At 37.9% G+C, this 23440-nt stretch carries 23 protein-coding genes; 7 read left to right on the forward strand and 16 right to left on the reverse strand.

Annotated features, from left to right (window positions below; translation table 11 throughout):
• Positions 1-7: 7 nt before the first annotated feature.
• From RGT18_RS08500 to RGT18_RS08510, 3 genes are all read right to left on the reverse strand, one after another.
• Entirely contained in the window at positions 8-526 is a 519-nt protein-coding gene (locus tag RGT18_RS08500; RefSeq protein ID WP_006525563.1) for a cysteine hydrolase family protein, read from the reverse strand.
• Complete coding sequence (locus RGT18_RS08505; protein ID WP_028078289.1) at positions 526-1389, reverse strand: NUDIX hydrolase; 864 nt, start codon at positions 1387-1389, stop codon at positions 526-528. Before RGT18_RS08505 ends, RGT18_RS08500 begins: the two co-directional genes overlap by 1 nt.
• Before the next feature lie 83 nt (positions 1390-1472).
• Positions 1473-1964 carry a DUF5673 domain-containing protein gene (locus RGT18_RS08510; protein WP_028078290.1) on the reverse strand — a complete coding sequence of 164 codons (492 nt, stop codon included), beginning with the start codon at positions 1962-1964 and terminating at the stop codon, positions 1473-1475.
• 138 nt (positions 1965-2102) lie between these two features.
• Between RGT18_RS08510 and RGT18_RS08515 the strand changes: the two genes are divergently transcribed.
• From RGT18_RS08515 to RGT18_RS13120, 4 genes are all read left to right on the forward strand, one after another.
• On the forward strand, positions 2103-2933 hold the full coding sequence (locus RGT18_RS08515) for a Cof-type HAD-IIB family hydrolase (RefSeq protein WP_028078291.1): 831 nt from the start codon (positions 2103-2105) through the stop codon (positions 2931-2933).
• Positions 2934-2974: 41 nt separating this feature from the next.
• Positions 2975-3391: a hypothetical protein gene (locus tag RGT18_RS08520; RefSeq protein WP_037403993.1), complete on the forward strand. Its 417-nt coding sequence runs from the start codon at positions 2975-2977 to the stop codon at positions 3389-3391.
• A 106-nt stretch (positions 3392-3497) separates the two neighbouring features.
• The gene (locus RGT18_RS13115) at positions 3498-4076 is read left to right on the forward strand and encodes a helix-turn-helix domain-containing protein (RefSeq protein WP_420917770.1); all 579 of its coding nucleotides are present in this window, start codon (positions 3498-3500) and stop codon (positions 4074-4076) included.
• Complete coding sequence (locus tag RGT18_RS13120) at positions 4034-4918, forward strand: IS3 family transposase (RefSeq protein WP_420917765.1); 885 nt, start codon at positions 4034-4036, stop codon at positions 4916-4918. The genes RGT18_RS13115 and RGT18_RS13120 overlap by 43 nt, the downstream gene beginning before the upstream one ends.
• 155 nt (positions 4919-5073) lie before the next feature.
• Here the strand turns inward: RGT18_RS13120 and RGT18_RS08530 are convergent, their stop codons facing one another.
• The 10 genes from RGT18_RS08530 to RGT18_RS08575 form a co-directional block, all read right to left on the reverse strand.
• Complete coding sequence (locus tag RGT18_RS08530; RefSeq protein WP_028078450.1) at positions 5074-7626, reverse strand: ATP-dependent Clp protease ATP-binding subunit; 2553 nt, start codon at positions 7624-7626, stop codon at positions 5074-5076.
• Between the two features lie 34 nt (positions 7627-7660).
• Entirely contained in the window at positions 7661-8809 is a 1149-nt protein-coding gene (dnaJ, locus tag RGT18_RS08535) for a molecular chaperone DnaJ (protein ID WP_028078451.1), read from the reverse strand.
• A gap of 62 nt (positions 8810-8871) precedes the next feature.
• Complete coding sequence (gene dnaK, locus RGT18_RS08540) at positions 8872-10692, reverse strand: molecular chaperone DnaK (protein ID WP_028078452.1); 1821 nt, start codon at positions 10690-10692, stop codon at positions 8872-8874.
• A 17-nt stretch (positions 10693-10709) separates the two neighbouring features.
• A complete protein-coding gene (grpE, locus tag RGT18_RS08545) occupies positions 10710-11249 on the reverse strand; it encodes a nucleotide exchange factor GrpE (RefSeq protein WP_006525573.1) in 540 nt (179 codons plus the stop codon).
• Entirely contained in the window at positions 11242-12276 is a 1035-nt protein-coding gene (gene hrcA / locus RGT18_RS08550) for a heat-inducible transcriptional repressor HrcA (RefSeq protein ID WP_028078454.1), read from the reverse strand. Before hrcA ends, grpE begins: the two co-directional genes overlap by 8 nt.
• 82 nt (positions 12277-12358) lie before the next feature.
• Positions 12359-13135, reverse strand: a complete 777-nt coding sequence (locus RGT18_RS08555; RefSeq protein WP_211220319.1) for a GrpB family protein — start codon at positions 13133-13135, stop codon at positions 12359-12361.
• 370 nt (positions 13136-13505) lie between these two features.
• Positions 13506-14474 carry a Gfo/Idh/MocA family protein gene (locus tag RGT18_RS08560; RefSeq protein ID WP_028078455.1) on the reverse strand — a complete coding sequence of 323 codons (969 nt, stop codon included), beginning with the start codon at positions 14472-14474 and terminating at the stop codon, positions 13506-13508.
• Positions 14471-14992 carry a pantetheine-phosphate adenylyltransferase gene (gene coaD, locus RGT18_RS08565; RefSeq protein ID WP_006525578.1) on the reverse strand — a complete coding sequence of 174 codons (522 nt, stop codon included), beginning with the start codon at positions 14990-14992 and terminating at the stop codon, positions 14471-14473. The genes RGT18_RS08560 and coaD overlap by 4 nt, the downstream gene beginning before the upstream one ends.
• Entirely contained in the window at positions 14989-15549 is a 561-nt protein-coding gene (gene rsmD / locus RGT18_RS08570) for a 16S rRNA (guanine(966)-N(2))-methyltransferase RsmD (RefSeq protein WP_028078456.1), read from the reverse strand. Before rsmD ends, coaD begins: the two co-directional genes overlap by 4 nt.
• Positions 15546-16799 (reverse strand): FtsW/RodA/SpoVE family cell cycle protein, encoded by a 1254-nt coding sequence (locus tag RGT18_RS08575; RefSeq protein WP_028078457.1) that lies wholly within the window; start codon positions 16797-16799, stop codon positions 15546-15548. The genes rsmD and RGT18_RS08575 overlap by 4 nt, the downstream gene beginning before the upstream one ends.
• Here RGT18_RS08575 and RGT18_RS08580 point away from each other — a divergent pair.
• The 3 genes from RGT18_RS08580 (at position 16790) to rnjA (ending at position 19988) form a co-directional block, all read left to right on the forward strand.
• Positions 16790-17362 (forward strand): transposase, encoded by a 573-nt coding sequence (locus tag RGT18_RS08580; RefSeq protein ID WP_338175910.1) that lies wholly within the window; start codon positions 16790-16792, stop codon positions 17360-17362. The two genes, RGT18_RS08575 and RGT18_RS08580, sit on opposite strands and share 10 nt — an antisense overlap.
• Before the next feature lie 127 nt (positions 17363-17489).
• The gene (gene def / locus RGT18_RS08585; RefSeq protein WP_028077954.1) at positions 17490-18056 is read left to right on the forward strand and encodes a peptide deformylase; all 567 of its coding nucleotides are present in this window, start codon (positions 17490-17492) and stop codon (positions 18054-18056) included.
• A 96-nt stretch (positions 18057-18152) separates the two neighbouring features.
• Entirely contained in the window at positions 18153-19988 is a 1836-nt protein-coding gene (gene rnjA / locus RGT18_RS08590) for a ribonuclease J1 (RefSeq protein WP_281169054.1), read from the forward strand.
• A gap of 66 nt (positions 19989-20054) precedes the next feature.
• Here rnjA and pyk read toward each other — a convergent pair whose 3' ends face one another.
• The 3 genes from pyk to RGT18_RS08605 are packed head-to-tail and all read right to left on the reverse strand — an operon-like array spanning position 20055 to position 23437.
• Positions 20055-21497, reverse strand: coding sequence for a pyruvate kinase (gene pyk, locus RGT18_RS08595; RefSeq protein WP_006525583.1), 1443 nt, complete (start codon positions 21495-21497; stop codon positions 20055-20057).
• Between the two features lie 7 nt (positions 21498-21504).
• On the reverse strand, positions 21505-22467 hold the full coding sequence (gene pfkA / locus RGT18_RS08600; RefSeq protein ID WP_006525584.1) for a 6-phosphofructokinase: 963 nt from the start codon (positions 22465-22467) through the stop codon (positions 21505-21507).
• Positions 22468-22525: 58 nt separating this feature from the next.
• On the reverse strand, positions 22526-23437 hold the full coding sequence (locus RGT18_RS08605; protein WP_051240944.1) for an ATP-binding protein: 912 nt from the start codon (positions 23435-23437) through the stop codon (positions 22526-22528).
• Between the last annotated feature and the right edge of the window lie 3 nt (positions 23438-23440).

Below are 23440 nucleotides of genomic sequence, written 5' to 3' on the forward strand. Positions count from 1 at the left end.
CATTTCCTCATTTTTCTATTTCAATCTGACAGGAAGTCATTACATCGAGTGCTTCCTTTTGTTTGTCTATCGTTGTTGCAGCGCATGCTTGCGATACTACAGTTATCTTTGTGTTTGGTAAATGTGTTCGTAATAGTAATGCATTTGTCACAACACAGATATCTGTACAGATACCGATTAGTACAATTTCTTCCGGTGCTAGCTTCTGTAGTTCAACTGCTAGTTTTAGCGATCCAAAGGTATCCTTCTCAAATATTTTAGCATTACGTTTGTGAAGTGCTTCTTCGATACTCTTTGGAAATCTCCAACCCTCTGTATCTTTAATACAGTGTACAACCGGTAAGTATTTACCTTCCAAGGTATTGAGATAATTTGTATCATGTGTATCTTGTGTTGCAAAGACAATATCATATTTTGGTGAGTTGATTTCTTCAACCATCCTTGATAGTGCTATCTCTGCCTCTTTTGTACCAAGTGAACCTGATACAAAATCATTTTGAATATCAATTGCGATAAGTGCTTTCATTATAACGTCTCCTTTACAAATGGTAGTAATGGATTAAAGCTATAGGTAGCAACCTTTCTGCCATTTACAATCGTTGTATTCCCTGTAGCTACTAACATCTTTTTAATATCACGCCGAAAATTACCTGTATCAACTGGGTGATTGACGATAGCCTCATAAACCTCTTGAATCTCACGTAGTGTACATTCTTTCGGCAACAAGTTAAACATAATTCCTGTAGAAGCTGCACGATTACGCACAACATCAATTGCCATATTAATCGCCTTGATGTGATCAGCTGCTAGTTTTGCATTCGAGCTTTCTAGTAATAGCTTCGATTTTGTCTGTACGTAGTTATCATGCGCTGTATCATAGATTTCATACCGTAGATGAATGTCTTTTTCTTCTTCATCTAACATTAATACACTCTTACGTTCGTAACCATCCGTTGTCGTTGTTATCTTTTGGATGGTGAACCAACCCGTATCCATCGCATCATCACCAGCAGATGTCATCCTAATGTTTTCAGCTGGTGTCATAGACAAATAAACAGTTGTAATCACACGTGTGCGTGGATCACGATCCGCATTTCCAAATGTATATAGTTGTCTAAAGTAAGTAGAATCAAAAAGATTGGTTTCCTCTTCTAATTCTCGTTTCATTGCGGCGTCTAGATCTTCATCAAAATTCACAAAACCACCAGGCATTGCCCAATCATGAATAAATGGGTGATCCTTCCGCTTGACTAGTAATACCTTTAACTTCCCCTTTAATACTGTTAGTAAAATCATATCAACAGTATTACTTGGCCTTCGATACTGTGTCTCATCATACCGAGCAAGGAATTCCTTCAGTGTTTCACCACGTTCATTTCTTTCTTCCATGGCTTCTCCTTATAGTCATTTTGACTATATATATTATAACCTACTTTTTCTGTTTGTCAAAAAAAGTGATTGCTTGATTACAATCACTTCTTCATCCGCTTATATTTATTACCAACTTTTTCTTTCATAAAGGCCAATACATCTGCTTTTTGTTCGAACTCGTACTCAACAAGTTCTACATTTGTGCTTTCTTTCTTGGAAGATGAAGTTAGATATAGATTAAAGAACTTCTTATCATCCTTATAATCATAACCACTGAGTTCCTTCCATGCATGGAATTTACCATTGGTTACGTAACCCTCTTCTCCAATACCATCTTTAGCTAACCAATACGCAACAATCGCAACAATGATTACGATAACACGTAAGATATCAAAAACAGTAATTGTATTACCAATCAAAGAAACTAAAGTTAAACCTACAATTACGATGAGAGTGATTTTAGTCGCATCCCATTGTCTTCCAGCATACTTAATCTTTCCCTTTGTATTGGCTAAACGATAAAACATCAAACCTGCAAATGCGCCGAATGCTAATGTAACTAATAAGTTTCCGTAGAATAATGGCTGATTCATTTTCATTTCCTCACATACTTATAACAAGTTTCATTATACCATAGCAAATATGAATAAGCACATCTTCGAATTCTTTTTGATTTTTGCATTTATAGAGGATTGCTTGCCATTCTTCTTTGAACAAACTAAAATACATCTATGGTAAAAAAAGATATTAAACTCTTTGCGACAGATTTAGATGGAACTTTATTTGCTCGGCCTGCACACTTAACGCAATACGCTGCAGAAACATTACGTATGTTACGGGCGAAAGGAACACATGTCGCAATCTGTACTGGTCGTCATTACGAACGTATCCTCAATGGATTTCAAAAGGATATCTATGACTATATTGTTTCCAATAACGGTCAAGATATCTACTTTGTAAAAGAGAAGGAACATATCACCCTTCCCATTTTAACAAAAGAAGAAATCCATAACTTACTACCGCTTGCGGAAAAATATCCTGTCATCTTAATGGCATCGACAGATAAAGATTTTCTAACAACTGGTTCAAAGAAAAACTATATTGCACTAACGCTGTTTCGCCTATGCTCACAAGTACGAGATTTCATACAATATCACCGTTTCCATCATGCCGAGATTGATTTCAATCTTGAAAATCTCGAAAACAAATATATTATCAAAATATGTTTTTCAGGTACTACAGGCACACTCAAGAAACTAGCCAAAGAGATTCCTCTTGATAAGTACTCTGCATTCTTTGTTAATCCAAACTGGTTAGAAGTTCAACCACATGGGATTGATAAAGGTAATGGTCTTCGTATGATTATGGAGCGCGAGAACATCTTACCTGAGCAGGTATGTGCAATTGGAGATGGCGAAAATGATTTAGCCATGTTAGAGATTGCTGGTGTAAAGGTTGCGATGGGCAATGCGATGAATTGTCTAAAAGAAATTGCGACTGACCATGCGGACCACTATCTCCAAGAAGGTTGTGCAAACTGGATTCGCAAGAATCTACTATAGGAACTATTTCTCTTTCTTATAAACAGGAGTAAACCAAAATTATGAATACATTAGAAAACGATATTACAGAAGCCATCTTCGCAGCCGAAGATGCACTACAGCATCTATATCAAGCTAAGAAATATCTCAAAAAGGCAAGTAACTGGGGTATATTTGACATCTTTGCAGGAGGTTTTATCACCTCTATGATCAAGCATAATCATATCGACAATGCGCAAGATGAAATCCAATACGCAAAGGTTGCCTTAGAGAATTTATCTCGCGAATTACAGGACGTAGATAATTACATTAAGGTTGATATTGAAATCGATACCTTCGTTAAGCTTACTGACTACTTCCTTGATAACTTTATTTCAGACCTTTTTGTCCAATCTAAAATCACTTCAGCTAGTAAGCAGGTTGATGAAGCAATCTATGAGACAGAAAATGTATTAAATGTACTTAAGAATGCACAGTAGTACATTTTAGACTATTCATAAAATGGGGTATAATGAAGTGAACCCAATTTTGTACCGACCCCCAAAAGTTAGGCCAAGAATCTAACGAATGGAGGTCGGTATTTTTATGACAAAACACAGTTTTGAATTCAAGAAAAAAATAGTTTTAGAATATTTGAATGGTAAAGGAGGAATTCTATATCTTTCTAAAAAATATGGATTAGGCTCTAAATCCCAGCTACACAAATGGGTGAAAAACTATAAAGCATTTGGAAATGATGGTTTATTGCGCTCACGAGAAAATGAAGTTTATTCTTTCGAAATGAAACTTTCTATTGTAGAGTTGTATTTAACAAGTGAAATCACATATCAAGAGTTAGCTATACAGAATGGCATTAAGAACCCAGCTACGATTGGCAACTGGGTTAATCGCTTTCGTATAGCAGGTCCTGATGCGTTAAAATCACGCCGAAAGGGTCGAGGGAAAGCTATGGATAAGACAGATAGAAAGACTCAAAACAAACTCATGGAAGAAGCTTCTGTTAATACAAGTGTAGAACATATAAAGAAATTAGAAGATGAACTTCTTCGGTTAAGAATAGAGAATGCATTTTTAAAAGAACTGAGGAGGCTGCGTTTAGAGGACGAGGAAAAAATGAGAGAATGGCACTCGTCATCAACAGTCTCCGACAAAAGTTCAAACTAAAAGACCTTCTCTCTTATACCGGAATGCCAAAAGCGACATATATGTATTGGCAAAAGAGATTTGATAGAGAAAATCCTGATAAAAAGCTTGAAGAAAACATACAAGAAATTCGTATAAATAATAAGGATTATGGCTACCGTAGAATCGTTGGAGAACTTCGCAACAATGGATATACCATTAATAAAAAGAAAGTACAGAGAATCATACAAAAGCTTCACTTACAGGTAACGTCTTATACTCGCAAAAGCAGAAAATACAGTTCTTATAGAGGAACAGTTGGAAGAGTTGCGCCTAATAGAATTCACAGACGCTTCAAGACACATATACCGCATCAGAAAATAACAACTGATACAACTGAATTCAAGTATTATGAAGTCGATAAAAAGGGTCATATGACAATACATAAGCTTTATCTAGATCCATTTATGGATATGTGTAGTGGTGAGATACTTAGTTACGAAATTGGTAAGAGACCTTCTGCAGAAAACGTGATGAATGCCTTGGAGAAAGCTATTACAATCACTACAGACTGCCCATATAGAAGAACATTTCATTCTGATCAAGGATGGGCATATCAGATGAACGCTTATACACGTAGATTAAAAGAAGAAAGAATCTTCCAGAGTATGTCTCGAAAAGGAAACTGCCTTGATAACTCAGTTATGGAAAATTTCTTTGGACTGATTAAACAAGAAATATACTATGGAGTCATGTACTATAGTTTCGATGAACTGAAGTTAAAAATAGAAAGATTTATAAATTATTACAATGAGCAACGAATAAAAGAAAAGTTAGGATGGATGAGTCCTGTTCAATACAGACAACATCTTCTAGCTTCATAAAAAAAGAGATGACCAAAGTCATCTCGTAAAAAGTCTAACTTTTAGGGGTCACCTCACAAGAGTTCCCTTTCATTTCATCCAAAAGGTTTGGATGAAATCTTCAATTTTTTAAAATCCTTATATTTTTCAGCAAACTAAACTATTAAACTATCTAGTTATTTCACAGTAACAATATACTGCTCATCGTTTGCGTCGACGTAAATTGTCTTACCACTAATATCTGGGTTTTCTAGAATCACCTTCGCAACTGCCGTCTCAATTTCACGTTGAATATGACGTTTCATTGGTCTAGCACCGTAAAGCGGATCGACACCACAAGCGATGATACGCTTCATTGCACTATCACTGACAGTAAGATTAATATCACGGTCTTTCAAACGATTGCGTAGCTGTGCTAAGAACTTCTCAGCAATCTGCGCTAATACATCATTACCCAATGCATTAAAGACGATGATTTCATCAACACGGTTGATAAACTCTGGTTTAAAGAACTTATGTACTTCACTCATGTAGTGCTCTTCACGATGTTCTGGGTCATCATCGAAGGCGTATTGACTACCTAGGTTACTTGTCATGATGATAATCGTATTCTTGAAGTCTACCGTTACACCCTTAGAGTCTGTAATACGTCCATCATCCAAGATCTGTAATAGGATATTGAATACATCTGGATGTGCTTTTTCGATTTCGTCTAATAGCACAATTGAGTATGGTGAACGACGTACTGCTTCCGTTAACTGTCCACCCTCTTCATATCCAACATATCCTGGAGGCGCACCAACGAGTCTAGATACGGAGAACTTCTCCATGTATTCAGACATATCAATACGTACAATCTTGGATTCATCGTCGAATAACTGTTGTGCTAATGCCTTGGCAACTTCTGTCTTACCAACACCTGTTGGGCCTAGGAACATAAAGGAACCTAACGGACGATTTTCATCTTGAATATTTGCTTTAGAACGCATGATCGCATCTGATACAAGGCGTAAGGCTTCTGGCTGTCCCATGACACGTTTTGCGAGTGCTTCTGGAAGATGTAGAATCTTTTGTCTTTCTGTACTCATCAAACGCGATACTTCAATATGTGTCCATTGTGATACGATTTTCGCAATCATATCTTCATCAACAATCTGATGTACCATCGCATCTGACTTTTCGACATCTGCTTCGCTAATCTTCTTTTCAAGATTTGGAATCGTTTCGTATTTGAGCTTCGCAGCTGTTTCATAGTTGGCTGCGTTTTCTGCTTGTGTTAAAGCAAGCTTAGCCTTTTCAAGTTCTTCTTTATAGTTCTTGATCGCATCTGCTTCATTCTTTTCAGCTTGCCACTTAGAGAGTTTTGCGGACTGTTCTTCCTTAAGATCTGCTAGTTCCTTACGGATTTCTTCTAGACGATCTTTTGCCTTAGGATCTGTTTCTTCCTTGAGGGATGTTTCCTCAATCTGCAAAGTCATAATACGTCTAGAGAGTTCATCTAACTCTGCAGGCATGGAATCCATTTCAACACGAATCGTTGCACAAGCTTCATCAATTAAATCGATTGCTTTATCTGGTAAGAAACGATCTGTGATGTAACGATTGGATAGTGTTGCAGCTGCGATGATGGCTTCATCTTTGATACGAACACCATGGTGTGATTCAAAACGATCTTTGAGTCCACGTAAGATACTGATTGTATCTTCAACAGATGGTTCCTGTACCATAATCTTTTGGAAACGACGCTCTAAAGCTCTATCCTTTTCGATGTATTTACGATACTCATCGAATGTAGTCGCACCAATACACTTGAGTTCACCTCTAGCTAGCATTGGCTTTAATAGGTTTGCGGCATCCATGGAGCCTTCTGTCTTACCTGCACCAACAAGATTATGAATCTCATCGATGAATAAGATAATGCCACCATCTGCCTGTTGTACCTGTTTGAGTACACCCTTTAAGCGCTCTTCAAATTCACCACGATATTTCGCACCAGCAATTAGTGCACCCATATCAAGTTCAATTAACTTCTTATCTTTGAGTCCAAGTGGTACATCGCCTTGCATGATACGCCAAGCAAGACCTTCTACGATTGCGGTCTTACCAACACCAGGTTCTCCAATGAGGACCGGATTATTTTTTGTCTTACGAGAGAGGATTTCAATGACTCTACGAATCTCTTCATCTCTTCCGATAACCGGATCAATTTTTCCATCTTTTACTTCTTTGACTAAATCATGTCCATATTTGCTTAATGCATCGAGTTGGCTTTCATTGGTCTTTTCATCCATCGTCATTCCACCTCTTCTTTCTTCTTCTGCTTTTTCAATATCACGTGTTGTAATATGAAACTGTTGTTTGATTTGCTCAATAATTGTAGCTTTTGTATCAAACAAGCCAAGTAAGAATGTAACAGTACTCATGTAGCTATCGTTTTGTTTCTGCATACGTTTTAATGCATGGTTATATGCTTGCATAACATCACTAGATAGCTGTGGTTGTGTAGATCCACTCACTGCTGGAATTCTTGTTAGTGCTTGTTCGATGAAGCTTCTTAATTCTTCTTGACTGATATGTAGCCTTTGCCAGATACCCTCTAGACTATCGTCATTTACCATTGCATAGAGGATATGTTCAGGCTTAATATCAGGACTTTGTTTTTCTTGTGCAAGCTGTACTGCCTGCATGATGATATTTTGCAGGATTTCTGTCATCTGCTCAATGTTCATCGTAACACCTCCTTAGATAGGTGATGCCTGTTAATTAAATGAATTTCTTCTTGAACTTTTCCCAGGCTGTTTCACCTTTGCTGGAATTTTGCAACTCTTGTAACTGCTCGTATAGTTCACGTTCTTTACGTGAAAGTGATCTTTCTACAGTAACACGTACCGTAACGATTTGGTCACCGTCTCTTCCACCATGAAGATCTGCAGTACCTTTACCCTTTAGACGCATTCTTGTGCCATCTTGGGTTCCAGCTGGAATCTTCATAGTAACATCACCATGGATTGTAGGAACATCTACACTAACACCCAAAGTCGCATCAACTGCACTGATTGGAATATCAAGGTAGATATCTTTGCCATCACGCTCAAAACTTTCATGTGGTAATACATTGATTTCTAGGTATAAGTCACCATTTGGACCACCATTGTAGCCACGTTCACCCTTGCCGGATACACGTAACTGCTGTCCTGTTTGGATACCTGCAGGAATCTTTACATCTACGCTAATACGCTTCTTTTCATAACCTGTACCACCACATTTTGGACATGCTTTACGAATCTTCTTACCTGTACCACGACAGTCTGGACATATACCTTGAGATTGAAATACACCAAATGCCGTGCGTTGCTGTGTAATAACGCTACCAGCACCATGGCAGGTTGGACAGGTTTCTATATCACTTGGAGAAGCTGCACCTGTACCATGACATTTGTCACATTGTTCTTCAACTGTTAAAGAGATAGTCTCAGTCTTGCCAAAACATGCGTCCATAAATGAGATATTCATGCGCATGTAGCGGTCTTCACCCTTGCGTGGTCCATTACTGGAACGACGTGAACCAGTGCTGAATCCACCCATACCTCCACCGAAGAATGAGGAGAAGATATCGTTGAGATCATCAAATCCACCAGCGTTAAAACCACCGCCAAAACCACCGAAGCCTCCACCTGCTTGAGAACCGTTCATTCCTGCAAAGCCAAACTGATCATAAGTCTGACGCTTTTGTGGATCACTTAATACTTCGTAAGCTTCATTGATTTCTTTAAACTTGGCTTCTGCACCTGCCTCTTTATTTACATCTGGGTGGTATTTTTTGGCTAACGAACGATAGGCTTTTTTAATTTCCGCATCGCTTGCTCCTTTGGATATTCCTAACACCTCATAATAATCTCTTTTTTCAGCCATATCTTTTAGCCCTTTCTTCTCTTAAAAGAATGCGGAAACAAGCCCCGCATTCCTTTCAAACTTTACTTCTTTTCTTGGAAGTCTGCGTCAACAACATCGTCGTTTGCGCTTGTTGAATTACCTGCAGTATCACCAGTAGCCTGCTGACCTGCTTGGCTTTGATACATTGCCTGAGCCATGTCATTCGCTGCCTTTTCAAGAGCATCTAACTTAGTCTTTAAGCTTTCTGTATCATTTTTATCGATAGCTTCTTGTAATTCATCACGTAACTTCTTCACTTCAGCCTTCTGCTCTTCAGTTACATTTGCATTTTCATTCTGCAATGTTTCATCAATCTGATGAATGAAAGCTTCTGCACGATTCTTTGTCTCGATTTCTTCTTTACGCTTGTCATCTTCTGCCTTGTGAGCTTCAGCTTCCTTAACCATACGGTCAATTTCATCCTCGCTTAAACCAGAAGAGTTTGTAATCGTAATAGACTGCTTCTTATTTGTTGCCTTATCAACTGCAGTAACGTGTACAATACCGTTTACATCGATATCGAATGTTACTTCGATCTGTGGAACACCACGTCTTGCTGGGGCAATACCATCTAACTGGAAGTTACCAAGTGTCTTGTTATCCTGTGCCATTGGTCTTTCACCCTGTAATACATGGATATCTACAGCTGGCTGGTTATCTGCAGCTGTTGAGAAGATCTGTGACTTACTTGTTGGGATTGTTGTGTTACGTGGGATAAGAACTGTCATAACACCACCCATTGTTTCAATACCTAATGAAAGTGGAGTAACGTCAAGTAATAATACATCCTTAACATCACCAGCGATAACACCACCCTGAATAGCAGCACCTAAAGATACGCATTCATCTGGGTTAACGGACTTGTTTGGTTCCTTACCTAATTCATTCTTAATTGCTTCTTGAACAGCTGGAATACGTGTAGAACCACCTACAAGTAATACCTGATGAAGATCATTTGCTGTAATACCTGCATCCTTTAATGCTTGACGTACTGGAATCAATGTTCTTTCAACAAGTCCCTTTGTCATTTCATTAAACTGTGCGCGTGTTAATGTAGCTTCTAAGTGTAATGGACCTGCAGGACCAGCGGAGATAAATGGTAAGGAAATCTGTGTCTGTACCATTCCAGATAAGTCCTTCTTAGCCTTTTCTGCAGCTTCCTTTAATCTCTGTAAAGCCATCTTATCTTGTCTTAGATCAATGTTATTTTCACGTTTGAAGTTATCTGCTAACCAGTTTATGATAGCTTCATCGAAGTCATCACCACCAAGTTTTGTATCACCATTTGTAGATAATACTTCAAATGTACCATCCGCAATATCCAAGATAGATACGTCGAATGTACCACCACCCAAGTCATATACTAAAATCTTTTGTTCCTTAGATGTTTCTTTGTCTGAACCAAACGCAAGTGCGGAAGCAGTTGGCTCGTTAATAATACGTACTACATCCAAACCAGCAATCTTACCAGCATCCTTTGTTGCTTGACGCTGTGCATCGTTGAAGTATGCAGGTACTGTAATAACAGCCTTTTCTACCTTCTCACCTAAGTAAGCTTCTGCATAACTCTTTAAATATGTAAGAATCATTGCAGAAATTTCCTGCGGTGTATATTCCTTGCCTTCTAATGTTACTTTTTGATTTGTACCCATTAAACGCTTAATGGAATATACTGTATCTTTATTTGTAATTAATTGACGCTTTGCGGCATCACCGACAATACGTTCACCATTCTTAAATGCTACTACGGATGGTGTTGTACGATTTCCTTCTGGATTTGCGATTACTTTTGCTTCGCCACCTTCCATAACGGATACGCAGCTATTTGTTGTTCCTAAGTCAATACCAATAATCTTGCTCATGTTTATCTTCCTCCTAGTTATTCACTTACTTTGACCATCGCTGCTCTTAGCAGACGATCCTTTATACGATACCCCTTCTGTAATACTTCAATTACAATTCCAGGTTCAACATCTTCTTTTGCTTCTGTCATCAATGCTTGATGCCAATTGCCATCGAATGGTTGGTTCAATGCATCGATTTCTGTAATACCTTCTTTACTTAAAGCATTCTGTAATTGTCCATAAATCATTTCGACACCCTTACGATATGCTTCATCTGTTGTTGCTTGCGCTAGCGCTCTTTCACAACTATCTAATACAGGTAATAACTCTAATGCAAAGTTCTTCATCATAAACTTTGTACGACTGTCGAAATCAGCCTGTAGACGTTTTCTTGTATTCTCTGTATCTGCATATGCTTTTGCATATTCATTCTTGAGAACATTTACCTGTTCACTTAACTCTGTAATTTTCGCTTGAAGTGTAGCAACTTCATCTACTTCTTCAACTACTTCAGGAGCTTCAGTTTCAACTACCTCTTCAGTTTCATCTTCTGTCTTTTTGATATCTTCACTCATTGCCACTTTCACCTCCTGAGTTATACATCTTTTCAATCAAACGTGCCGCATAATCGATTAGATTTACGACTTTTTCATAATTCATTCTGCTTGGCCCAACAACCATCAATTCTCCACTTTCCGTATCATTGACATGGAACTTGGAACGTACAACTGCTAGATCGTTATACCAAGTAAGCTGTGCACCCTTTGTAGTAGTAACCGCAACCGCATTTTCGCTGGAATCTAATCCACGCCATACCTTCGTATCATCAAACATCAACATCAATTGCTTTAACTTGTTGATATCTTCAAATTCAGGTTGATATAATACACGATCTTTTCCAGAGAAGTAAACACTCTCACTAGCAAACTTCACAAACGCTCTAACAAACGCTGTAAAGAGTAGATCGTGGCGATGTACAACGCTACATAAATCAGGTTTGATATCTTCCATACGACTAGGTACTTCCGCAAGTGGAACGCCCTTTAATCGTTTGTTTAAGATATCCGTACAAGCTTCCAAATCTTTGAAAGGCACATCATCTTCAAAGTGAAAATTCTTCGTTTCCGTATGACCCGTATTTGTGATAAATACGCATATCGCATTACGCATATCAATTGGGAACAATTTTATATGTTCTAGACATTGCGTATTAGCATCTGGTCCAATTGCACCAGCTGTCATATTTGTCATTTCACTTAGGATTTCACAACTTTGATGAACCGCCTCCTCAATGTTCATACTCGACACATCAAATGCGCTACGAATTGCAAGTTCCATACGTTTATCAATGCCAGCCGCATTGTTCAATAAGTTCTCACAATAGAACTTATATCCCAACGTACTAGGAACACGTCCACTGGAAGTATGTGTCTTTTCCAAATAACCCATTTCCTCTAAGACCTGCATGTCATTACGGATGGTCGCACTGGAATATGGTAAGTCATACTGTTCTTGCAATGTACGAGAACCAACCGGTTCCGCCGTACGAATATACTCATCAACAATCGCCTTGAAGATTTCTATTCGTCTTGGTGTTAACATCTCCAGCACCTCCTTTTAGCACTCTTTTTCAATGTCTGCTAATATAGTATACCAACCACTTAGCACTGTCAACAGTTTAGTGCTAAATTTTGCAAAAAGTCTCACACATAAGCAATCGCAAAGTGTTGAAAATGAGTGGTATACTTGTGTAAACATTAAAAAGACAATTCTTAGAAAATCTCTCCTTGCAATTGTCTTTTCTTAAAATTATTCTTCCATGTGTTTTCAACGTAGGCAAACAACAATAATAATTTGTATTTAAAATCAGTTCATCAAAAAAAAACTGGTATTTTTTAATATCTACCACTATATCTACATTTTGCCAAATTTGTATATTTTTTATAAAATTTGTTTTTGCGTTAGTGTATCCATCTCGATCATGCTCAAATTCTTTCCAGAGAGAAAGTTTTAATACTTCATATTCTTTAGCTATTTCCTCATGTTCGTTAAGATAATCTCTAAAAAACAGTTCATCATTATCTCCCATAATTCTAATATGAAGATGAAATACTTTTTCCGCAAAACCTTGTTCTGTATATCCCTTATTGAGCGTTATTCGGTTTTCCGTCATATTCATACATAACCAGCCATTATTTACAAGAGTATCCTTAACTGCATCTAAATCTAACTTGTTATTTACTTCAATCAATATATCTACAATATTTTTTGCCCATATTCCTAAAATTGCGGTGCTACCAATATGGGATATCCTCATTATACTTTCACTTGGTACTACCGATAGAATGATGTCTCTTTCTTCTTCATACCATTGTTTCCAAGCGGTATTATGTTCAACCAAAAATATCGGGAACAACTGCCAAAGTTCATGCAAGCTCATTTTCTCCAATTTTTTACTCATAATCATCCTTAGAACTCCTAATTTATCAAGTTAAACATTGATTCTTACAGCTATATTTGATATTCTGAGTGCTTTGAAAGACCCTTTTCGTATTACTTTCAATCAAACACTATCTGTTAAATAATAACAGAAATTCAATGAATAAACTGAACGGTATCATGCACAAATCTAAAAGAAATTCCGAACTGATATTTCTCTTACGAAAAACACATACAAAGCACAATAATATAGGTACTATTCCATATGGAATAGAAGCTTTAGTATATCACTAGACTTTCCTAGTTTTTTATGCTGGGATGAACATTTCAAGAAAAACTTTATCCCACTCTTGATTTCCTTCCCACATAATTTTTGCCATTTTTAACACCTCTTATATTTCGATTGGATTAGGGGTCATCGCATCCTTGATACGATCTAGTAACATAGCAGTTTCTAAACTACTTTGGATAGGCATAATTGGAGAACTTTGTTTTCCATTTTCCAGCAAGCTTACAAAGTGGGATATCTCTCCATAGAAGTCATCTACTTCATATGGACAGTCTATGATTTCTACTTTATCTTCAGTCTTTAGTTCTGCACTTGTAGGTCTATGCAAATCTTGAATTCGGATTTCACCCCTTGTACCCTTAATCAATACTTCTTTCTTTTCTGGTTGATTGATTGCGGTTTCTAGAGTTGCTAGCGTATCCCCTACATGCATCTGTACCTTTGTATGTAAGTCATATTCATCCTGCAAGTCTACGTTGATGTGATCGATGCGTAACTTACCTTTGGTATATTCTGTAATCCATGTTGCACAATAACAACCACAATCTAACAGTGCTCCTCCATAGACTGGATCACTCAGATAACTATTTTGAATCACTTCATCTGATTGTTTTGAGTTGAGTACTGTATGAATTTCTTGGATATCTCCAAGTATACCTTCTTGAATTATCTTCTGTATCTTTTGATAGAGAGGTGTAAAGCGAGGTTTCATAGCTTCCATCCATAATACTGGATGTTGTTTTAACACTTCCATAATTCCCTCAATTTCAAATGCATTTATACCAGCTGGTTTTTCAACCAGTACTGCCTTACCTGCTTTGATAGCTTGAATAGACCACAGATAATGATAGCCATGTGGCAAGGTAATATATACTGCATCTACGTTTGGATCTTGTAAGACTTCCTCATAGGATCCATACGCTTTTAACGCATGATATGTATCCGCAAACTGTTGTGCTTTCGAAAGCGTACGACAGCTAACAGCATAGAGCTGACTATTTTTTTCATGTGCTAGACTCTTTACAAAACGCTGGGCAATTTTCCCAGCGCCAATAATTCCCCAACGTATCATATCTGCCCCTGTACACTCTTTAAGTTTTCAGCTACTACGGCCATCTTTTCTTTCAGAGGTCCTTCTACCTGTGAAGGTACTAGATTTAACAAATCTCCTCCATTGAGGGCAATCTCTTTACATACAGAGGAAGATAGGAATGAATATTGCGGTTTCGCAATTAAGAATGCTGTTTCAATCTCATGTGCCAACATCATATTCGCAGTTGCTTGTCCGAGTTCATATTCATAATCACTGACGGCACGAATACCACGAATAATGACAGCAGCACCAATCTTACGGGCAAACTCTACTGTTAGACCAGAGCCAATCATCACAGTTACATTCTGTGGGTTACCAATAGATTTTAAGCTATCGATAACCATCTGTTTTCTTTCTTCACTATTGAATAAACAAGTCTTACGTGGATTGAACATAATCAATACCACAACCTCATCAAATAAACGTGATGCACGCTCAATAATATCCAAATGACCGTTAGTAATTGGATCAAATGTTCCTGGATAGCAAGCTTTCATCCTTCCACCTCATTTCGATAATAGGTAATACGTGTAATACCGTAGATTGCTTCTTTATATGGTTTTAAAGAACCAAACTCTTTTTTAAATTCATCTTCTTTTGCGGATTCAATCACAACTACAGCATGATCCGTAAGCATTTTATTCTCTTGCAAGTATTCTAGAATTTCATTATTGCGTTGTCCTGCGTATGGTGGATCTAGATATACCAAATCAAAACATAGTCCTTCTGCCTTTAAAAGTGATAATGCTTTTTTATCTGGCATATGTAAGACTTTTGTCTTCCCTATACAACGTAATGACTCTATATTTTTACGGATGACATGAATTGCATCTTTAGAGATATCCGCAAATACCGCATAATTATATCCACGAGATAGTGCTTCTAAGCCATTAGCACCGCTACCTGCATATAAATCTAATACTGTGCCACCATCAAACATCCCTCCTAGGGATGAAAAAACAGCTTCTCTAACCTTATCTAATGTAGGTCTTGTCTGATTGCCAGAACGTGTTTCTATCTTGCGTGAACGATATTCACCAGCGATAATTCTCATCGAATCTCACCTCGTTTATAGGAGGCAATCACCGCTTGTGAGATACCAACGCAAGCCATAATAGACATCGTAGAAGAGCCACCAGCAGATACCATCAAAAGTGGTACACCTGTTAGAGGAATTAATCCTGTAACACCACCAATATTAAAGAATATATGTACCAAGAAATACATCGCTGTACCAACAAGGATGATACGTCCCTTCTCGCTGCGCATTTTCATCGCATAGCGTAATAAAACAAAGATAATAACTCCATATACTGTAAGTAAGCCAATAAAGCCTATAAAGCCAAGCTCTTCAACTACAATCGCAAGGATATAGTCCGTACTAGCAGCAGGGAAGTTTGTATACTTACGTACAGAGTTACCGAGTCCCTTACCAAACCATCCTCCAGTCGCAAAGGAAATCAAACCACTAATTAACTGATAACCAGTACCATATTGATCCATAAATGGATTAATCGCAGATACGAAGCGTTTGATCTGATATGTCTTTAGGAATGTCATCTTCATGATGAGATGTTCTCCCGATGGAGATAAGATATAGAATCCTAAGAGAACTACACCATAGAATAAGATTGTTAATACTCTTTGATACCTTCTTAATTGAGGATGATTTGGAACCAAGAAACAAACGCAGATAATCACAAAGATAACTGCCATCGATCCAAAGTCAGACTGTAAAATCCATACAATAAACAAAATCACACCATCAATAAAAAGTGGTCGTTTGATCAAATCAAATCTCTTACTGTAGTTATGTACATTATCACCTAAATACAAGGCAACCACCAAAATCGCGATAATCTTTGCAAACTCCGAAGGCTGTAGAGTTACTTCTGTTACACCAAGTGGAATACGAATCCAAGCTCTAGCACCATTGGTTTCCGCAAACAATAAGCACAATAACAAGCTTGCGATTGTCCCGAGTATCACTAGGAAAGTCGTTGATGACTTCAATTTCTTGAGTTGGAAACGATTTGCTAAAAATGTCATGGCAGTATAACCCGCTACTGCATAGACAACCTGTTTAACAATTGTAATCACTAGAAAACGATTATTACCACCAGCAACACCCATGGATGCACTACCAACCATAATAATGCCAAACAACATCAAAATAATCATCGCCGCATGTAAGAAGTGGTCGGATGATTTTGGCATACGTAGATTCAGGAACTTCCTCTTTTTCACTGGTGCATTTACCTGAATTGGCTCTGCTTTTTTCGTTTTCTTTTTCTTTGTTTGCATACAAGTATTATTCTAACATACTGTACGAAATCCACACATCGAACATCACAAATATCATCAATTTTCATAAATTATTTCTAACAGTAAACAAAAATGGCCTAGACAAGAAGAGAGGATTATCTAAGAGCCAACTCTGTATCGTTGTGGCAATCGATTGTCACAAAAATACATACGCTGTTATTTGTGGTCATGGAAAGCCATCTGCTTCACGTATCTTTGAAGCACTAAAGAATCATATCGCTTCCGGATCAACACTAGTACATGATGGCGAAAGAGCACATGACAAGCTGATAAAAGAATTAGATTTGAAAGAAGAATTCTATAAAGCCAATACACACGACAAAGAATATCTAGAGAACATGGCATTGATAAACAATATGTGTTCATGGCTAAAAAGGTATATCTATCGCTTCATTGGGATGAGAATGACTAATCTACAATCCTATTTAAATTGGTTTGTATATCTGTTTAGAGTAAAAGGTGCAGTAGAACTGTGGCCAAAGATGGATAGAATTTTACGACATTTGATATTATTCAACGGAACATATAAGAGAAATACTTGATTTCATCGCATTTCCATAGGCCATTTTTGTTTACTGTTAGAAAATTTTTTATGCTAAACGCTTACATCGATGCGTGTTAGTTGAATTCCGCTTTTAGAATGTTAAAATGTATGCTGAGGTAAGAATTATGTTAATAAATAATGACACAATCATTAAAGATACCAATCCTTTAATTCGAGAAAAATCTGAGCTTGTTTCATTGCCCCTATCAAAGGAAGATGAAACTTTATTACGTGATATGTTGCAATACGTAAAAGATTCCACTGATGAAGAAAAAGCCACAAAGCTTAACCTCAGACCAGCTGTTGGTATCAGTGCAATCCAAGTTGGCATAAAGAAGAGAATGTGTGCCGTTGCATTTGATGAAACTGATAAAGATGGCAATATGGTGAAATATGAATTTATGCTAGTAAACCCTAAAATTGTTTCTCGTTCCGTACAACCTGCGTATTTAGAAAGTGGCGAGGGTTGCCTCTCTGTTGAGAATGAACATCGAGGCTATGTTGTACGTAATGCACGTGTAACAATTAGAGCGTTTGACCTAGTTCAAAACCAAGATGTAGAAATCCGTGCACGTGGTTATATCGCTATCGTATTACAACACGAATTAGATCATATGGATGGCATTTTATTCTATGATCACATCAATAAAAAAGAACCAAACAAACCAATTGAAGGTGCCCTTGTTTTATAGGGAGACTTCTTCCTTTTTCATTGAAGAATGATATAATATAGGCGAATAAAACTACTACCTTCACCAATAATTAAATAAATGAAAGGAATTTTTATAATGACTGAAAATAATAGCAGTAAAAGAACGACTCGCCCACTTCGTCGTACTCGTATTACTGAACCTGATTTAAGCGACTTAGCGATTAATCATAAGACAGATACGATGGTCTATGCACTTGGTGGCTTAGGTGAAGTCGGAAAGAATATGTACTGCGTTGAACATGATGATGAAATCATCATTGTCGACTGTGGTGTACTCTTTCCGGAAGATGCCTTACTCGGTGTCGATTATGTTATCCCAGATTATTCCTATCTGGTAAAAAACCAAAACAAAATAGCCGCAATGGTTATCACTCATGGTCACGAAGACCATATTGGTGGTATTCCATTCTTTTTAAAGACAATTCGATTAAAACAGATTTACGCTCCTCGTTTTGCGAAAGCGTTAATCGAAAAGAAATTAGAAGAGCATCGTCTAACACGTGTATGTAAGATTACGGAAATCAATTCAGAATCCAGTATTAAAACAAAGCATTTCTCAATTGGTTTCTTCAATGTAGTTCACTCAATTCCAGATGCACTTGGTGTACTAATTAATACACCAAACGGGCGTATCGTTGAAACTGGTGACTTTAAGTTTGATATGACCCCAGTTGGCACAAACGCTGACTTCCAGAAGATGGCTTACATCGGACAAGTTGGTGTTTCTCTTCTCATGAGTGATTCTACAAACTCCTCTGTTCCAGGTTCTTCTATATCTGAAAAGACTGTAGCACGTGCCATCATGGAACAGATGCGTAAGACGCCAGGACGTATGATTGTTTCTACTTTTGCATCTAACGTATTACGTTTAAATCAGATTCTAGAAGCAGCTGTCGCATGTAATCGTAAGGTTGCGGTGTTTGGACGCTCAATGGAGAATGTATGCGAAATCGGTAAGAAGATGGGGGTTATCCAGATTCCTGATAGTAGCTTCATCTCTGGTAATGAGCTAAATACCCTACCATCAAATCGTATCTGTATCGTATGTACAGGTTCTCAGGGTGAACCAATGGCTGCCTTAAGCAGAATCGCCAACGGTACACACCGTTTCATCAAGATTATTCCTGGTGATACAGTACTATTCTCATCCAATCCAATTCCAGGTAACGGCACCTCCGTTGGTAGTGTTATTAACCAATTAACACGTGTTGGAGCTAATGTTATTACAAACTCACCACTAACTTCCTTCCACACAACAGGACACGCTCCTCAAGAAGAACAAAAGTTAATGTTGAATCTCATTAAGCCTGAATGGTTTATGCCATACCATGGTGAATACAAGATGTTAAAACAACATTCCGCAACAGCGCAAGAAACAGGTATTCCTGAAGATCATTGCTTGATTTGTTCTAATGGGGATGTCGTTGTATTACGAGATGGTAAGTGCTTTATCGCAAATGAGCGCGTACAGACAGATGATATCTACGTTGATGGTAATGATATTTCCGGTCTAAGTACATCCGTTATTAAAGACCGTAAGATCTTAGCAGAAAATGGACTTGTGGCAGTTATCGTCACAATCGATTCTCGCTACAATAAGATTCTCTGCCGTCCATCTATCGTGTCTCGTGGCTTTGTATACATCAAAGATTCTCAAACACTTCTGAAAGAAGCAGAGTTACTTGTATATGATTCCCTTAAGAAGAAGATGCAACAGCGTACAACCTTTGGTGAATTAAAGAACTGTATCCGATCTTGCCTAGAGCCTTTTCTCTTCCAGAAGACAAATCGTAATCCGATTGTTATTCCGGTTATCTTGAATCAGAAAGCAGCAATTGCAGAGATTCAAGCCAAGATAAAAGCTAACGCAGCACGCGGCCCAAGAACAACCAAGAAAACACAAGAGTCCTAATCGGACTCTTTTCGTTATGCATGCATACAAAAAAAGAAAAGACGTTTAACCGTCTTTTCTAGATGATTACTTAACTTCTACGATCTTCATCATGTTCGCAGATCCTTCACCTGTTGGATAACCTGCTGAGATGATGATTAATTGACCCTTCTTCACACCAAAGTTCTTAGCAACTGTTGATGCGAGTTCGTCATCGTTTGTTAACTGGTTTTGTACTTCAGAGTAAACTGGTAATACTCCCCAGTAGCTCAATAGCTTACGTTGAATGTCCTTTGTGAATGTAACTGCTAATACAGGTACGCTTGGACGGAACTTAGAAATACGACGAGCTGTTGTACCACCCTGTGTGAATACAACAATAGCACCAATATTGTCTAATGTTAGTGTAGCATCACTAATAGCAATAGAAACTGCATCCTGTACTGTCTTACGTGTAGATTGCTTTAACCAATCTAACTTCGTACGGTAGTTGATAATCTTCTCTGCTTCTTCAGCGATTTCCGACATTGTTTCACAAGCTTCTACTGGATAGTCACCAGCAGCAGATTCAGCAGATAACATAACACCATCAGAGCCATCTAATACAGCGTTGCATACGTCAGATGCTTCGGCACGTGTACAACGTGGGTTGTGTGTCATAGAATCCAACATATGTGTAGCAGTAATTACTGGCTTACCAATAATGTTTGCTTGACGAATAATATGCTTCTGATAGATAGGAACTAACATTGTAGGGATTTCTACGCCTAAGTCACCACGAGCAACCATAACACCATCAGCTGCTTCAAGAATTGCATCGATGTTATCATAACCCTCTTGGTTTTCAATCTTAGGAATAATGTTAATATGTGGTTTACCTTCTTCAACACAAATTGCACGAATTGCATTTACATCTTCTGGTCTTCTTGTAAAGGAAGCGAAGATAAAGTCAACGTCATTACGGCAACCGAAACGAATATCAGCCTCATCCTTAGCAGATAAGAATGGCATACTTAGCTTAACACCTGGTACGTTACAACCCTTACGTGAACTGATAGGACCCGCAACTTCAACACGGCACTTTAATTCGTGACCATTGTTTTCGAGTACAGTAAGCTTCATCTTACCATCGTTGATTAAAATATAATTTCCTTGCTTTAAGTCATCGAATAGCTCTGGGCATTGAATATGGAAACGTTCATGTGTTCCTTCAATCTCTGCCTTTGTTAAGTAAACGATTTCACCGATTTCGTAGTTTTCTACATCGTTCTTGAAAGTACCTAAACGGATTTCAGGACCCTTTGTATCTAACGCAATCGCTAAATTTACACCTGTCTTTGCACTTACGGAACGAACTAAGTTGATTCTTTCTAAGTGTTCTTCATGTGATCCATGGCTGAAGTTTAAACGAGCGATGTTCATACCTGCACCCACAAGTTCTGTAAGTGTCTTCTCATTTTCTGAAGCTGGGCCAATCGTACATACTACCTTTGTTTTCTTAAATAAATGTTTGTTTTCCAAAGCAATCATCTCCTTCTTATACTAAACGATCAAATAATCGATATAGTTTCTTTCTACTCTTGCGTGGTTTCTCTAGTGCTTCTTGAATTGGCATTGAACAAATTTCGTTGTCGATAATACCAACACAATGTCCACCAATACCTTCCATCAATAAATCAATAGCCTTTTCACCCATTCTGCTTGAAAGCATACGGTCAACTGGCGTTGGGGAACCACCACGCTGGATGTGTCCCAAAATCGTTGCACGACCACTGAAGTTTGTATGTAATGAAACCTTCTTTGCTAAACCATCCACGTCACAAATCTTTTCAGAGATAATAACGATTGCGTGATTCTTCTTCACTGCATCTCCAAGATAGCGTAGCTTTTCTAGAATTTCTGTTTCATCATAACCTGTTTCTGGTGTGATGACGATTTCTGCACCACACGCAATCGCTGTATATAGCGCAAGGTCTCCACAGTGATTTCCCATTACTTCGACGATGGAACAACGGTGATGTGAACTAGATGTATCACGTAGTTTATCTACGTTTTCTACACAAGTCTGTAACGCTGTATCAAAACCGATTGTGAAATCAGTGCCAGAGATATCGTTATCAATTGTACCAGGTAATCCAATACAATTAATTCCCTTATTTGTAAGTGCGAGTGCTCCACGATAGGAACCATCACCACCAATGACCACCAGTGCATCAATGCCTGCTTTACGCAAGTTTGAAACACACTGATCTTGAACCTCTTCTTCTTTAAATTCAGGTAAACGAGCCGATCCAAGTGTCGTCCCACCGCGGTTTAAAATATCCGATACATCTGTACGTTCTAATACTTGAAACTTCTCTTCTAGAAGACCTCGATATCCATCGCGAATACCGACAACTTCAATTCCATTACTGAGTGCAATTCTGGTTACGGCACGAATTGCGGAATTCATTCCCGGCGCATCACCACCTGATGTCAAAACGCCAATTTTTCTAACCATGTAAAGGCCCTCCAAATCTCAATTATTTTATACCATTAAAGTGTATTATTAAAGCATTTTACAATGTTTTTCGCCTATCTTTTCCTGTAAGCGTTTTTATCTTTGCCATACTCGTAATTCTCTCCACGATACGGGCTGCTTTCAGTTCATCATCCTTGCCTTTTCCAACATAACGGAAGTGTTCTTTGAGTGATTCAATATCACAATTGGATGTAAACCAAGTTGGCAATCCTTCTGTATATCGCTTCTCTAATAGCGGCAACAATAATTGATCGCGATTCCATTCATTCACACTCTCTGCCCCAATATCATCTAAGACAAGAAACTTTGCACGCATCAATCGACCAAGTTCGATTTTGTATTCTGAAGTCTTCATCGTTGCGATGGCTCTTGTACAATATGTTGGATAATGCACAAAAGCTACCGTTTCGTTTTTGCGAGCATGATCATTTGTGGCACAAGCGGAAAGATATGTTTTCCCACTTCCCATTGTACCATGTAGATAAAGTCCTTGATTATGAATACTAGCACTTCTACAAGCTTCCCAAACAAGTAAGTATTCTTCCATCTCTTTGATTAAGTTGATTTTATCAAAAGATACTGTGTACATATTAGATGGCATATCATTTACACTAAACTTCTCTAGATGTGCTGTCTTTTCCATATATGCCCGTTGGAATTTACATGGTGTTTGTACATTTTGAAGAATACCATTATCCTCTAAGTCATCATAGTAACCCTTCACTCTCTGCTTGCATTGATTTAAGCCTGTACAGTGCAGGCATGGTTCAAAGCCTTTTCTCCATGCATGAATCTTCCATGGAGATGTGTTCAAATATCTTTCATTGAGTTTGTTTCTTTGAAACAGCTCGACAACTACAGGGTCTTTACGTAATTCATCTTGGAGCGATTGAGTTTCTTGTTTCTGCTGATCCGTCATCGGAATCTCTTTGATATTTAAGGCTTCCATGAA

Source organism: Solobacterium moorei (assembly GCF_036323475.1).
GTDB classification, from domain to species: Bacteria; Bacillota_I; Bacilli_A; order Erysipelotrichales; family Erysipelotrichaceae; genus Bulleidia; species Bulleidia moorei.